At 36.4% G+C, this 15,392-nt stretch carries 13 protein-coding genes; 1 reads left to right on the forward strand and 12 read right to left on the reverse strand.

Features of this window, described 5'->3' with window-relative positions; genetic code table 11:
• Positions 1–8: 8 nt before the first annotated feature.
• From spoVE to panE, 10 genes are all read right to left on the reverse strand, one after another.
• On the reverse strand, positions 9–1,100 hold the full coding sequence (spoVE, locus tag ACLBWW_RS01090) for a stage V sporulation protein E (protein WP_000753516.1): 1,092 nt from the start codon (positions 1,098–1,100) through the stop codon (positions 9–11).
• 90 nt (positions 1,101–1,190) lie between these two features.
• Positions 1,191–2,543, reverse strand: coding sequence for a UDP-N-acetylmuramoyl-L-alanine--D-glutamate ligase (gene murD / locus ACLBWW_RS01095; RefSeq protein ID WP_048546091.1), 1,353 nt, complete (start codon positions 2,541–2,543; stop codon positions 1,191–1,193).
• Complete coding sequence (gene mraY / locus ACLBWW_RS01100; RefSeq protein WP_000893058.1) at positions 2,544–3,518, reverse strand: phospho-N-acetylmuramoyl-pentapeptide-transferase; 975 nt, start codon at positions 3,516–3,518, stop codon at positions 2,544–2,546. It lies immediately after the preceding gene.
• 22 nt (positions 3,519–3,540) lie between these two features.
• Entirely contained in the window at positions 3,541–5,016 is a 1,476-nt protein-coding gene (gene murE / locus ACLBWW_RS01105; protein WP_048546093.1) for a UDP-N-acetylmuramoyl-L-alanyl-D-glutamate--2,6-diaminopimelate ligase, read from the reverse strand.
• A 207-nt stretch (positions 5,017–5,223) separates the two neighbouring features.
• Entirely contained in the window at positions 5,224–7,140 is a 1,917-nt protein-coding gene (locus tag ACLBWW_RS01110; RefSeq protein WP_001266227.1) for a stage V sporulation protein D, read from the reverse strand.
• 81 nt (positions 7,141–7,221) lie between these two features.
• Complete coding sequence (locus ACLBWW_RS01115; protein ID WP_447613888.1) at positions 7,222–9,372, reverse strand: penicillin-binding protein; 2,151 nt, start codon at positions 9,370–9,372, stop codon at positions 7,222–7,224.
• Positions 9,373–9,393: 21 nt separating this feature from the next.
• Positions 9,394–9,756: a cell division protein FtsL gene (ftsL, locus tag ACLBWW_RS01120; RefSeq protein ID WP_000067079.1), complete on the reverse strand. Its 363-nt coding sequence runs from the start codon at positions 9,754–9,756 to the stop codon at positions 9,394–9,396.
• 15 nt (positions 9,757–9,771) lie between these two features.
• Positions 9,772–10,704, reverse strand: coding sequence for a 16S rRNA (cytosine(1402)-N(4))-methyltransferase RsmH (gene rsmH, locus ACLBWW_RS01125; protein WP_000472512.1), 933 nt, complete (start codon positions 10,702–10,704; stop codon positions 9,772–9,774).
• 368 nt (positions 10,705–11,072) lie between these two features.
• On the reverse strand, positions 11,073–12,689 hold the full coding sequence (gene bshC / locus ACLBWW_RS01130) for a bacillithiol biosynthesis cysteine-adding enzyme BshC (RefSeq protein ID WP_098047870.1): 1,617 nt from the start codon (positions 12,687–12,689) through the stop codon (positions 11,073–11,075).
• 79 nt (positions 12,690–12,768) lie between these two features.
• Positions 12,769–13,659 (reverse strand): 2-dehydropantoate 2-reductase, encoded by an 891-nt coding sequence (gene panE, locus ACLBWW_RS01135; protein ID WP_098047871.1) that lies wholly within the window; start codon positions 13,657–13,659, stop codon positions 12,769–12,771.
• A gap of 379 nt (positions 13,660–14,038) precedes the next feature.
• Between panE and ACLBWW_RS01140 the strand changes: the two genes are divergently transcribed.
• Positions 14,039–14,512, forward strand: coding sequence for an N-acetyltransferase (locus ACLBWW_RS01140; RefSeq protein ID WP_000506689.1), 474 nt, complete (start codon positions 14,039–14,041; stop codon positions 14,510–14,512).
• A 34-nt stretch (positions 14,513–14,546) separates the two neighbouring features.
• Here the strand turns inward: ACLBWW_RS01140 and ACLBWW_RS01145 are convergent, their stop codons facing one another.
• Together ACLBWW_RS01145 and rpmF are read right to left on the reverse strand one after the other, a co-directional pair.
• Positions 14,547–15,053 carry an RsfA family transcriptional regulator gene (locus ACLBWW_RS01145; protein ID WP_048546098.1) on the reverse strand — a complete coding sequence of 169 codons (507 nt, stop codon included), beginning with the start codon at positions 15,051–15,053 and terminating at the stop codon, positions 14,547–14,549.
• A gap of 130 nt (positions 15,054–15,183) precedes the next feature.
• A complete protein-coding gene (rpmF, locus tag ACLBWW_RS01150; RefSeq protein WP_001984764.1) occupies positions 15,184–15,357 on the reverse strand; it encodes a 50S ribosomal protein L32 in 174 nt (57 codons plus the stop codon).
• Positions 15,358–15,392: the final 35 nt, after the last annotated feature.

The following is a 15,392-nucleotide window of genomic DNA, read 5'->3' on the forward strand; positions in this document are numbered from 1 at the left end:
AACAGGGTTTAGTAGCGAGAATGGCGACTTATATTTAATAATACACCTACTGCCATTAACATTAATGTCAAACTTGATCCACCATAACTTAAAAACGGCAAAGTAATACCTGTTACAGGCATCAATCCTGTTACAACACCAACATTAATCATTACTTGAATCGCAATCATCGCCACAATACCTACTGCTAAAAACGTACCATATAAATCTGGCGCTCCTAAAGCTATACGAATCCCACGCCATAATAATAGACTAAATAATAATAACACAAATGAACCACCAATAAAACCTAATTCCTCGGATAAGATCGCAAATATAAAGTCTGTTTGCGGTTCAGGTAAATAAAGAAACTTTTGTCTACTTTGTCCAAGTCCAAGCCCGAATAATCCACCAGGTCCAATTGCGAGTAACGATTGAATAATTTGAAATCCACTTCCAAGCGGATCTGACCACGGATCTAAATATGATGTAATACGTTTCATTCGATACGGTGCTGATGCAATTAGCCCTACAAATCCTGCTACACCAAGCAAACCAAACATTGCAAAGTGAAATACCCTTGCTCCCGAGATAAATATCATAATAATACATGTCCCAACCATTACAGTTCCTGTGCCAAGATCTGGCTGTAACATAATCATCCCAAAAGCAAGAAATACAAAACTAAGAGCTGGTAGTAAACCACGTTTAAAAGAGGTAATTAATTTTTGTCGTTCCGCTAAAAATTTTGCTAAGAAAATAATCATCGCAAATTTCATAAATTCTGACGGTTGAATGGAAAATGCCCCGATTCCAATCCAACTTCGCGCTCCTCCTCGAACAAGTCCTACCCCAGGAATAAGAACAAGAATAAGAAGAATGAAGCAAACTAGCAAAATTACTTTTGAATACGTACGCCACACCCAATAATCAATTTTCATAATTAAAAACATAGCCACTACACCAATACTTGCAAATAGCAATTGCCTTTTTGCAAAAAAGAATGAGTCCCCCATTTTATAAGAGGCCCAAACCGCACTCGCACTATACACCATAACCATTCCGATTGTTAACAACGCAAGTGTAACGATGATGAGAATAAAATCAGGCGTTTTCTTCATTACCCATAAACACCACCTCTTTAGGCAGAAACTTTTGCCCTATGTAACAAAACATCAGTAGGTGTTAGCCTACTGATGTTTTGATTTACTTTATATAAGTTTATGCACAGCTTGTATAAAAATGTCTCCTCTTTCTTCAAATGTTTTAAATTGATCCCAGCTTGCACATGCTGGAGAAAGAAGAATTACATCGCCATCTGTAGAATGAGCATAAGCTTTCACTACCGCTTCATCTAAAGTATCGACACTTTCAATTGTATCTAATCCCGCTTTTTCTGCAGCTCTTACTAGTTTTGGAGCTGTTTGTCCAAATGTTACAATTGCTTTTACATTTTTGAAATATGGAATTAAATCATCGAATTCATTTCCACGATCAAGCCCACCTGCTAATAACACAATCGGTTGTGTAAACGCAGATAAAGCTTTCTCAGTCGCTAACATATTCGTTGCTTTTGAGTCATTATAAACCTTACGATTGTTAATAGTTGTTACATATTCTAAACGATGTTTTACACCTGTAAAACGTTTTAATACCACAGTAATTGCTTCATTAGAAACACCCAATAATTTTGCGATACTCATCGCTGCTAAAATATTTTCTAAATTATGTTGACCAGGTAAAACGATATCGCCTACTTCAACAACTTTTTCACCTTTAAAACAAAGAGCATTCTCTTTTATACACGCACCATCTTCAATTTCTTTCTTTGTCGAGAATAGTACTTTTTGCCCTTTACTATAAGCAGCTAAAGCCATCACATCTGCATCATCTGCATTTATTACACTATAATCATTTTCTGTTTGGTTTTTAAAAATATTTGCTTTTGCTAAACCATATTCCTTCTTCGTCCCGTGATAATCTAAGTGGGCCTCAAATAAATTTAAAAACGCAGCAATTTTAGGTTGGAACAATTCTACTCCCATCAGTTGGAACGATGAAAGCTCTGTAACTACAACTTCATTTTCTTTTGCACCCTGTGCTACTTCACACGCTACAGTTCCTATGTTCCCTGCAATTATAGGATGCTTTTGTCCTTCTTTTAGCATTTCAAATGCAAGCATTGTCGTCGTCGTTTTACCGTTAGACCCCGTAATCCCAATAAATGGCGCTTCTGAAATACGATATGCTAATTCAACTTCCGTAACAATTGGAATTTGCTTTTCTTTCGCAGCAACTAATATTGGATTAGAATACGGGATTCCTGGATTTTTTACTACAAGAGAAATATTTCTCTCTAACAATTCTAAAGGATGACCACCGCATACAACGTCCATTCCTTTTGCTTGTAATTCTGCAGCAAGTACATTATCTGCTAAAGGCTTTCCGTCATTTACGATAACATTTGCCCCTAATTTTTGTAACAACGTAGCTGCTGCATAACCACTTTTTGCAATGCCTAATACAAGAATATTTTTATTTTGAAATTCAGTTACAGTTTTCAATTACATCCACACCCCGATATAAATTCCTAACACAGCTAATAAAAATCCTACAGACCAAAATGTCACAACAACACGCCACTCTGACCAACCACATAATTCATAATGATGGTGTAATGGACTCATTTTAAAGACACGTTTTCCTGTTGTTTTAAAAGAAATGACCTGAATAATAACAGATAAAGTTTCCATTACGAATACTCCACCAATGATTACAAGTAGTAATTCTTGTTTTAATAAAATCGCTACAGCTGCAATGGCTCCACCTAAAGCTAAGGAACCTGTATCTCCCATAAACACTTTCGCTGGATTTGCATTGAATACTAAAAATCCAAGTACAGCTCCTACAACTGCCATACAGAATATCGCTACTCCAAATTGCTCTTGCGCTACTGCAATAATACTAAAAGCTCCAAATGCAATAGCAGCTGTTCCTGATAATAAACCATCTAAACCGTCAGTTAAGTTAACTGCATTTGATCCACCAATAAGCATAAATAATACAAGTACAAAATACGCCCAACCTAGTTCAAACTTAACATCTGTTCCCGGAATCATGATGTATGTGTGGAACGCTTGCCCTTTTCCAATTAAAAAGAACGCAATAGCAATAACAAGCTGACCTACTAATTTTTGTTTTGATGTTAAACCAAGATTTCTCTTCTTAACTACCTTTATGTAGTCATCTAAAAATCCAATTAATCCGTAGCCAAATGTCACTAATAATAATAACGAAACCTCTGCACCTAAATGATTAAACTTAATCGCCATAATAAGTGAAGTTACCATCATAGATACATATATGACAATACCACCCATTGTAGGTGTCCCTGATTTTTTTTGATGTGACTTTGGTCCCTCATCACGAATACTCTGTCCGAACTTTAATTTCCTTAAAAATGGAATAAATAATGGCGAAAGGGCAACAGAAATTAAGAATGCTACCCCAGCCGTTACTAATAAACCTTGCTCAAGCACATGTAGTCCTCCTCTCACGTTGTTACTCTTCGTTGTTTAAACGCTCTGTAATTGCTTCTTTAGCGACTTCACGATCGTCAAAATGATGAACGTCTTTACCAATAATTTGATACGTTTCATGACCCTTACCAGCAATAATGATGATATCTTCAGCTTTCGCGTTAGCAATTGCATGGTATATCGCTTCTTTTCTATCAATAATTACTTCATAATTATTCCCATTTGCACCCTGCACCATATCATCTAAAATAGCTCCTGGCTCTTCACTTCTTGGATTATCTGAAGTGTAAATTGCATGAGTTGCATATTTTGTTGCAACACTTGCCATGATTGGTCTCTTTGTTCGATCTCTATCTCCACCACAACCGACGATGCAATATACATCGCCTTTTGCAAACTGTTTTGCTGTTTTTAATACATTCTCTAAGCTATCTGGTGTATGTGCATAATCAACAATAACTGTATAATTTTGTCCACCATCAACTACTTCAAAACGTCCTGGAACTCCAGCTAGTTGCTTTATTACATCAATAACCGTTTCTAAACTTACACCAGAAACAAGTCCTGCTGCTGTTGCCGCTAGTACGTTATACACATTAAATTTCCCAATCAATTTCATCGTAACATTTACACTTTCATACGGTGTTACAAGCGTAAATGTAGTTCCAGCACTCGTCATAACGATATCTTTGGCCATAATATCACTTGTTGTATCAATTCCATACGTTACAACAGTTGCCGCAGTACTTCTCATATATTCCGCAGTTACAGCATCATCGTTATTCAGTACCGCGTACTTTTCACGATCATGGTTATAACTATTGCCAAGTTGTGCAAATAGCAACCCTTTTGCATGTTTATATTCTTCCATCGTTTTATGATAGTCTAAATGATCTTGTGTTAAATTTGTAAACACTGCTACATCGTAATCACATCCGTGTACACGACCAAGATCTAAAGCATGTGACGAAACTTCCATTACTGTACTATCTACACCGTGCTCAACCATTTTTAAAAATGTCTGTTGAAGTGTTAGTGCATCTGGTGTTGTATTTTTCACCTCAAATGTTTCATCACCGATTTTCATATTAATCGTTCCAATTAGCCCCGTTTTATGACCATGTGCGCGCATAATCTCATCCATAATATGCGATGTTGTTGTCTTTCCATTTGTACCTGTAATTCCGATTAAATGTAACTTGTGCGTTGGTTGACCATAAAAATAATCAGCTAAAACCGCTAACGAACGAAAAGTGTTTTTCACAAGTACAACTGGAACGTCAACATCAATTGGTCTTTCCGCAACAATAGCAGCCGCTCCTTGTGCCGCTGCTTGCTTAGCAAAATCATGGCTATCAACCGTATATCCTTTCATACATACAAATAAGCTTCCCTCTTTCACTTTACGTGAATCAGCTTCTATAGATGTGATTTCTGGATTTTCTTTTGGAACAACTGGAAAATCATGCAAACATGATAAAAGTGTATGCAACTTCATTTCACTAAACCCTCTCTACATTGTGTATTTATCTCTTTTTTAATAAGCAACACGTTACCTCCTAAATATGTAAAATAGGAGGTAAGTGCTACTGTGTCTAATAAATAGACTTATTTATAATTGGGGCTCTTACAGCCTCAAATTAAGTAACTCTTCTATAAAGAACTCACTTCCACCAATTGTACCATAAAACGTACTAGGTTACCTTTAATTCCCGAAGTAAATTCTAATTTTTGAGCCTTCTTTCACTTTAGCTCCTGCTTCTGGGGATTGTTTAATTACTTTCTCTCCGTCTCCACTTATATCAAGCTTCAAGTCGACGAGTTGTGTCTGTAAGTCTTTCTTTTTCATACCAATTAAATTCGGAACTTCCACAGTTGGTGTATCGCCCCATTTATATTCTCTCTCAACTTGTTCTTTTCTCGGTTTCACTCCCATAACAGGAAGTGCATCCCGAAGAATATTCCCAACAATTGGAGCTGCTACTACTCCACCAAATTGCGTTACACCTTTCGGATTATCAACAGCAACATAGACAACAATTTCCGGATCATCCGCTGGAGCAAAACCGATAAAAGATACTATATAATTATTCTCTAAATATTTACCATCTTTCACCTTTTGAGCCGTACCTGTTTTTCCACCTACACGATACCCATCAATGAAAGCACCTTTACCAGATCCCTTTGCTACAACATTCTCTAATGCATACCGAACTTTTTCTGAAGTTTCCTTGGAAATAACTTTTCTTTTTTCCACAGGTGTCTTTTTACTTACAACTTGATTATTTTTCGGATCAATAAATTCCTTAGCTATATACGGTTGATACAATGTCCCACCATTTACAGCCGCTGCTACTGCTGCCACTTGTTGAATTGGTGTTACAGAAACTCCTTGACCAAATGAAGTAGTTGCTTGCTCGACTGGACCGACTTTATCTAAATTAAATAAAATCCCACTACCTTCACCTTGCAAATCAATTCCGGTTTTCTGTCCAAAGCCAAAATTACGAATGTATTTAAACAATCGGTCTTTACCAAGACGATCACCAAGTTCAATAAATCCTGGGTTACATGAGTTTTGAACTACTTCTAAAAACGTTTGGCTACCATGGCCTCCCGCTTTCCAGCATTTCAATCTAGCTCCCCCCACTTCAGCTGCTCCATCATCATAAAACGTATCTTTCTCTAAGTCTACTAAATTTTCATTCAAGGCTGCTGCTAACGTAATGATCTTAAATGTTGAACCAGGCTCATACGTACTCCATACTGGTAAGTTTCTATTATACACTTCTGGAGAAACACTTTGAAAATCTGCTGGATCAAAACTCGGCCGACTCGACATACCTAAAATTTCACCATTTTTCGGATTCATTGCAATCGCAATCATACCATCCGGATTATATGTCGACTCTGCAATATTCATTTCTCTTTCCATAATTCTATTAATACGTGCATCAATTGTTAAACCTAAATTCAAACCAGCTTCTGGTTTTTTGAAATCATCGCCAACATTAGGCATCCTTTGTCCTTTTGCATCTGCAAAAAAACGCACATGACCTTCATCACCATTTAGCTCTTTATCATAATATTTTTCCAGTCCCATAAGACCTTGGTTATCACTACCTGCAAACCCTAATACGTGTGATAAAAAGTTGCCAAATGGATAGTACCGGATAGAGTCCTCTGCGATATAAACACCTTTCAAACTTAATCCTCGTACCTCTTTCGCTTTATCATGTGATATTTTCCTTCCGCCTTTATCTAACCTTACAATTGATTCTTTTTTTGTAATTCTCTTATAAATCTCATCTTTTTCCACACCTAATACTGCAGCTAACTTCTCTGCAGTCTCTGCTGGTTTTTCAATTTGCCTCGGTACAACAAAGACAGTTGGGGCACTTTTATTCGTAGCAAGTTCCACACCATTCCGGTCTAAAATCTTCCCACGTTCAGGTTCAAAAGTAATATTTCGACTCCATGAATCCTTCGCACGATCCGTTAACATATTGCCAAGAAAAAATTGCACATATCCAAGACGAATATCGATGATAGTGAAAATAAGTATACCTGATATGAGTATAAAAATAAGTCGTTTTCTAACCGTTACATTTGATACACGCATATTGGAACAAGCCTCCCTTACGCCTAGCTTGTTCCAATATATGCTTGTACTTATTTAATTAGAACTTCTTCTCTTTTACCATTACTGTTCTTCTGCTTCTTGTTGTGGTTCAAGTGGCGGTACAAGCGTTACACCTAACTCTGTACCAGGTTGTAACAATGTTCCTTCTGCCACACTTTGTTCAGTTACATATCCGGTACCAGTAGGTTTTAGGTTAAGCTTTAATGTTTTCGCTAAATTCATAACATCACGCAGTGCCCAGCCTTGTATATTTGGCATTGTAGGTTTATCTCCTACTAAGAAGACTCGGTCACCTTTTAATGTTTGCTCAGTTGCTTTTGGCACTTGCTGCTGCACTTTCCCTTCACCTAATACGATTGGACGAAGTTTTGCTTTATCAATTGCTTTTTTCGCTTCTTCCATCGTTTTCCCTGTTACATCCGGAACGACAGTTTGTTGTTCTTTCACATATTTTTTCGGGTCTTTTATTTCATTTGGCTTAATCTTTAAATACTCTAAACTATTTTTAGTTACATATTTAAAAATATCAGCTAAAGGCTGTGCGCCATTCTCATCATCTTTCAATTCCGGCTGTTTTACAGCTACATACACAACAAGTTGCGGATCGTCCATAGGTGCCATCCCTAAGAATGAGAATATATAATTCTCTCTTCCCGTCATATAGCCACCTTTTCCATCCGGAATTTGCGCTGTCCCTGTTTTACCACCAACTGAATATCCATCGATTTTATAAGCAGTTCCTGTTCCTTTCGGCGATGTAACGACGCGTTCTAATAACTGTCTTACTTGCGCTGCTGTTTCTTTCGTAACAGGTTTTCCCACTTCTTCTGGCTTATGTTCTAATTTTACTTCGCCTGTTATTGGATCTACAATTTTATCAATTGTATAAGGTTTCATCATTTTCCCATCATTTGCAATAGCAGTTGCAGCTTGTACAAGCTGTATTGGCGTTACAGTAGAACCTTGTCCAAAAGCTGTTGTTACTTGCTGTATTTGCTGATCGAATCCAATTGTATTTGAACCTTCACCAGGTAAATCAATGTTCGTTTTTTCATCTAATCCAAAACTATGAATATATTTTCGGAAACGTTCGGGGCCAAGTTTTTGATCCCCTAAAATTGCAAACGCTACGTTTGAAGAGCGCTCTACCCCTTCATCAAATGTGATAGATCCCCATCCAGCGCCGCCGTTATGATCTTTTATTTTTCGGTTTCCGACTTGATATGCACCAGACTGATAATAATCTTGCCCTTTATACACACCTTCATTAATAGCTGCTGCTAGCGTGAAAATTTTCATTGTTGATCCAGGTTCAAATGCATTTGCAATTGCGTCATTGAAGAAATATTTAATTTGACGATCATTTGGATCATAACTAGGCTTACTAGACATCGCTAATATTTTCCCTGTTTTTGGATCCGCAACAATCCCTATTAAACTTTCTGGATCGTAATGCTTACTTGCAGCTTTCATCGCATCTTCTAAGTAACTTTGAATACGTTGATCTATCGTTAAATATGCGTTATCTCCGTTTTTAGGTGCTTCTACGTTCACTTTCCCACCGTCAAGAGACACACCTTTACGATCACCTGTATAAGCTACTTTTCCGTTAGAAGCACTTAAATACTTATCTAAACTTTTTTCTAAACCAAATTGCCCTATCGAAGTTCCCTCTTCATTCGGTTTAGCATGACCTATAACGTAAGATGCAAAATCACCGTTCGGATACACTCTTGCATTTTCAGTAATAAAAGATATGCCTGGCAATTTCAATGCTTCTATTTGTTCCTTCTGTTCTTTCGTCAAATCTTTACCTAGTGATCCAAATTCGACTTGATTTTTATCTTTTTTATTTAACGTGGCTAAAATCTTCTCTTCGTCTTTTCCGAGTACTCCCGCAATTTTCTTTGCAGTATCCTCTTTATTTTCAACATGATTCGCACCTTTTAATTCTGCTACAAGTTTATAAGAGTTTGCATCTTGCGCTAATACATGACCGTTTTGATCATAAATCGTCCCGCGATTTGCTTCCAGAACTCCTGTTTTACTATGTTTTTGCTTAGCAAGTGCATCCAAATCTTGATTATGAACAGTTCCTGTTGCTTGTATGTAAAAAAATCGGGCTAACAATAGCAAAAAGAGCAGGAGGAATAAAATCATAAAATACCCTGCTCCCTTATTGGTATGAAATTTAGTCATATTTCTCTTCATTTTCCCTTCACACCTATTGCCTTATTTGAGGCCCTTCACATTATTCGCATTAATTTCTAGCCCGTGTTTTTTTGCAACTTCAGCGATTCGTTCATAGCGACTTAACTTCTCTACTTCAGCCTGTAACTCTTGATTTTCTTTTTGCTGCTGTACAATTTTTTGTTCTATCGTCGCTGCTTCTACATTAACTTGATAAAGGCCTGCTTTATTTCCAATAAACGCTACACAGGCATACAATAAAAAGCCAATAAATGCTACATACAACAGTTTTTCGATTCTTGTAATCTTCGCTTTAGCTTTTGGCTGAACCATCTGCTGTGGGGGCGTTTGAATCTGTATCTCTTCTTGCGCTTGTTGTTTGTACTTTACAGCTAAGTTACTCATACCTCTCTCCCCTTTTTATCGTTTTTCAGCGATTCTCAATTTTGCAGAACGCGCTCGATTATTTTCTTCTAACTCTATATCAGAAGGTAAAATCGGTTTTCTCGTAATAAGCTTTAATTTGGGCTTAAATTCATCAGGAATAATCGGTAATCCTGGTGGCAATTGTGGCGTTGTGCTATTTCGTTTAAACGTCGTTTTACAAATACGGTCTTCTAAAGAATGGAATGTTATAACACTAACTCTTCCGCCCGGCTTGACCATCTCAATTGCAGATTCCAACGCTTCTTCAAATACTTTCAATTCATCATTTACCGCAATACGGATTGCTTGGAACACTCGCTTCGCAGGGTGTCCACCCGTTCTACGAGCAGGAGCTGGAATACCCTCTTTAATTAGTTCTACTAATTCTCCTGTCGTTTCAATAGCTTTATTCTCACGATACGCTTCAATTTTCCTTACTATTTGTTTTGAAAATTTCTCTTCACCATACTGGAAGAAAATTCTTACAAGTTGCTCATATGACCAGCTATTTACAACATCATATGCTGTTAATGGGGCATCTTGATCCATCCGCATATCTAACGGTGCATCATGATGATAACTAAAGCCACGCTCTGGTGTATCTAATTGTGGGGATGAAACACCTAAATCAAATAAAATACCATCTACTTCTGTTATACCTAATTCCTGTAGTTTTTCAGATAAATAACGGAAATTACTCTTTACTGTTATGAACTGCTCACCGTATGAAGAGAATCTTTCTTTCGCATTTTGAATCGCTATCTCATCTTGATCAAACGCGATTAATCTTCCACCTTCAGTTAATTGGGATAATAAATAAGAACTATGTCCTCCTCCCCCCAGTGTACAATCTACATATGTACCACCTGGCTTTATATCTAAGCCGTCTACTGTTTCCTTCAAAAGCACTGTTACGTGTTTAAACATTGTTGCACCTACTCTTTTTCCAATTAATTATGTTGAATGCATCTCCTCCTCCAAACGCATATTTCACGATTAGAGAACGAAATACTATGAAAGAACGACTCATTTAACTTACCTACAAAGGCAGCATACTATACAAATCGCTATTTTCTTTTATTATATACTAAATTTTATCATCTTTTGCGGGAATTTAAATAAAAAACTGTCGAAAAAGATGATAATACGTTTACATTTTGTGCTATTTTGTCATATATTTAAGTATCCTGCATAATTACGATATTCACTTTTTTAAAATTGATAATTCAGAAAAATTTCACTTCACAGTAAATTCAACAAGACAAAAATAAAATCCTGCTCCTAAGAGCAAGATTTTATAGTTTTATAACATGATGTTTTCCGTCCCAAGAAAACGGTTTTTCCATTACACGATCAACGAAATCCAAACCAAACTGATTTAAATAGTAACATACATTCCACACACGCTCTTGCGGCGCCCCTAATGGACGAAGTGCAAATTGTATGCGACGGAATTTATTTAGCTGTACTTCATGTTTTTTCTCAACATTTCTTTTCAACATTCTTTCCAACAGTTCAATTTGTTCATTAATTTTGAATTCATTTTTCCCTGCAAACGCACTTAATCCAGGATCTATTTTCTTCACAAACTGTTGTAATGACGTATGGATATCAATTATTTCTTTTTTCGCCTCTACAAATCGATCATCTATCGGTTCCTCTATTTGATTAGATAACCAGTTTTCACGCAACTTATCTACGTTATTAAAAAAAGGATCACTGTCTTGCAATTGCAAATCGTATAAATCTGTCGCTATATCCCTCTCTACATAAGTGATTGTAATACGCGGAACGACAGGCGGCATTTGGAAACCAATCGTATGGAAAACTTGTTGCAATTCACTCCAGTAAGCTAATTCCCCTGGTCCTCCAATAAACGCGAGCGTAGGAAATAGATACTCTTGCATAAGAGGGCGCGTTACAACATTATTACTAAAGCGTTCCGGACTTCTTTCCATCTCTTCCATCAATTCCTCATATGAAAAGGAATACGCTCCATCCTTCCCTACAAACTTCCCTTGATCGTCTTCAAGTAATACTCGCTCATTATCAATTTCCATGAATATATGTACTGCATTATACTTTGTTTCAATAATCGGTTTATATCCTAATTCTTTAATTATTTCCTGTTGGTTATGAAGCCCCTCTTGCACTTCTTTATACTTACCTATAATTTGCTTAAAAAACGGCACTTCTAATTTTCTTAATTCAGGATGATGCGAATCAACAAGAATTAAACCAGAATTAACGAACATTTTCATAATAAGATGGGCAAAGAAATCTACATACGTATTCGATTTCCCCAAAGAATCATCAATAAATCGCAGTACATCCTTTGTAAAATTCGTTTCAGGGTATGTTTTGAAAATTTCTTCAATCCACTTTCTACAGTCTTCCAAAGAAAGCTCGGACTCTGAAGCACTCGCCACTTTCGGATTTCGGTCATGAAAAATAGTCTTTTTTATTTTTTTATTCTTCGTTACAAAAGTATGATTAATTTCATCCATATCATGGTCTTCACCAGCAATCCAGAAAACAGGAACAACTTTAACACCTAAACTTTCTTCCTTTTCCCTTGCAAGCTGTAAAACTGAAATGATTTTATGAATTGTATAAAGTGGTCCAGTTAATAACCCAGCTTGTTGTCCAGCTATAACAACATATGTATTTTCATCTCCAAGCGCTTTTACATTTTGAATCGTAGCTTCTCCCGCTTGTAATTTTGTATTATATTCTAATAAATGCGCTACTAAATCTTGGCGGAAAAACTCCCTCTCACGCAAATCATGTACACGCTGTTTAAAAGCATCTTCTGTTAACATATAGTCAAAACAAGACTGTATCTCTTTTTTACCGTTCATATAGTCCGCTACAACACCTTGTTGCGGAACAGAGATTTCTTTTATCTCCATATAATTCTTCCTTTCGTATCCTGTTCTCTCACCAATCCACATTGTAGTCAATGTTGCACGTAAAAGCAAAGAATTACACTTATTCTTTTACTTCTAATCCTTTTATTGCATCGAACAAAAATTGCAGTGTCGGAACGGATTGTTGCTGTTTCTTAGCTTCTTCTAATACATATCCAACAATCGCACCAATTTCCGTTTGTCTATTCGCCCTTACATCTGCCAGCATAGATGATGTATTATGAGACGTTCTTTCACATACGTGACGTACCATTTTCCATACCATTTCTTTTTCTTCTTTAACAAGAAAAACGACTTCCTGAAAAACTTGCTCCATCAATCGATAAAAAAAAGGGTTCGTAATCAAATCTCCGTTCTGGACTTGTAATAATGCTGTCAATGGATTGATACATACATTAACTACTAATTTTTTGTGCATGACATCCTTCCAATCATCTTCTATTTGAATCGGAAAATGAGGAAATGGAAAGCAGTTAAATATTTTTTCAAAATGTATAGACTGGCCGTGCACGATTCCAAACTTCGTTACACCTATCCCCGTATGATAAACGGTATGTCTTTCTTCTTTTTTTGCACCATGCTCTACAATCCCAACTGCAATATTTTCATTCCCTATTTTCTGCATAGCATGAAGATGCGACATTCCGTTTTGCAAAAAGATTAATGAGGATTCCCCTCGCACAAAAGGCAGTATGTCAGTTATATGATATTGCTTAACAGCAATAAATATATAGTCTAGCTTCTGATCTAGCATACTTTCTATTGGCAAAACAGGCGGGAATACGGTTTCACGTTTTTCCTCCCTCATACAAGTTACACCCGTTATATTCAATTCCTCAGCCTGTTTAGCTGTCCTTGTAAACAACGTAACATCTTGATTACTTTTTTGTAAATAAAATGCATATAACAGACCGATAGCTCCTGGTCCCACAACTCCGATTTTCATTTTCACACAAGGAACTCATATAAATACGATACACAAGTCCCTTTTCCCTCCCCCTTTTTATCCCGCAAACGCCTGATTGGTGCGGAATCAATCATAATTAACTAAAGGTGAACAAATCCCACCGATTACAGTTTCACTCTATCGTTCTCAATCCCATGAACACAGTTTACAATTCCATTGCTCTTTAACAAACAAATGCAACCTCTTCTTTCAATATGTATATACTACCTATTAATATGCTTCTACTCTTAGTTTAGCAAATCCTCAAAAAAATAATAAAAGAAATATACTATCTTCTTCATAAAAATAAAAAAATGAGTTATAATATTATTATAAATATTTTTACTTTTCTGCATTCAACGAGACAAGAAAAGGATGTGATGTTATGGGATTCCCAAAAGTTGAGCGCTTGCTCATCAATTATAAAACATTAGACGAATTTAAAAAATTTAAAGGTTGCGGAGCTCAAGAATTATCCATGTTAGAAGAATTACAGGCAAACATTATTGAAAACGATAGTGAATCTCCATTTTACGGTATTTATTATGGCGGATCACTAATTGCACGTATGAGTCTATATATGAAAAGGCACGGCGGGGAACCATTCGAAATTACAGGTACTTACCTAGAACTCTATAAACTTGAAGTGTTACCAACTTTCCAAAAACAAGGATTCGGAGAAATGCTTGTAAATTATGCGAAGGGGCTACAGTTCCCAATTAAAACGATCGCACGTATCCATTCAGCTGGTTTTTGGGATAAATTAAATTTCCAGCCTGTATCAGTACCTGATGGTGATTTTTATGTTTGGAACCCAGAAACAAATTTGAATACGGTTACAAACGAAGAGTCTGCATAAGAAATAAAAAAACAGCTACATAGCAGCTGTTTTTTTATTTCTTTAACTTTTCTAATTTCCCATTCGAACGAGTGCTATTTCTTTCCGCTACCATTACACTTCTTTTTTGATCGATATAATCAAGCAATGTTCTATACTCTTCCTCATATACTGATAATCGCTCCAAAAGACTCTCTCTCTCTGTTTGTAACGATTCAATTTGCTGTTGCAACACCATTAAAGAGTTTTCATCTTTATAATTTTGCAAGAAATCAATAACATCATTCAATGTAATTGACGTAGGCTCTACTACCTTTGTCTCTTTTACTTCATAATTTTCTACTTTACGTAGTTGCTTCGCTTCTTCAATACGTTCTTTGTATTGCTTTCTAACGTAAGAATTCCATCTAAAGCCACATGCTGCTGGTGTACGAGATAAATGTCTTCCCACTTCTTTAAAGGCAGATAATTGCGTTCCACCTTCTCGAATATGCCGGAGTACTACTTCTGCCAGAAGCAAATCTTCATCATCAGTCCAAGCATCTTGTCTTGTTGTCGCCATCTCTCTAGTCCTCCCTATGCATTTTTTATTAAGCATATGCAGTTACTAGAAAAGATAGAATACAACAAATAAAGAATAAGACAAAAAAAAATAAACGCAGAAGATATCTTCTACGTTTATTTTCCCGCAATTACTTGCTGATTACTTCTTTACCTTTGTAAGTACCGCATGCTTTACATACACGGTGAGCTAATTTCGCTTCACCACAGCTTGGGCACTCTACCATACCAGGTACTGATAATTTGAAATGCGTACGACGCTTTCTTTTTACTGTTTTAGAAGTTCTTCTAAAAGGTACAGCCATTCTTCCCACCTCCTTAAAAGAAATAGTTATTTTCA

This window comes from Bacillus sp. M5A3_1b, assembly GCF_053345335.1.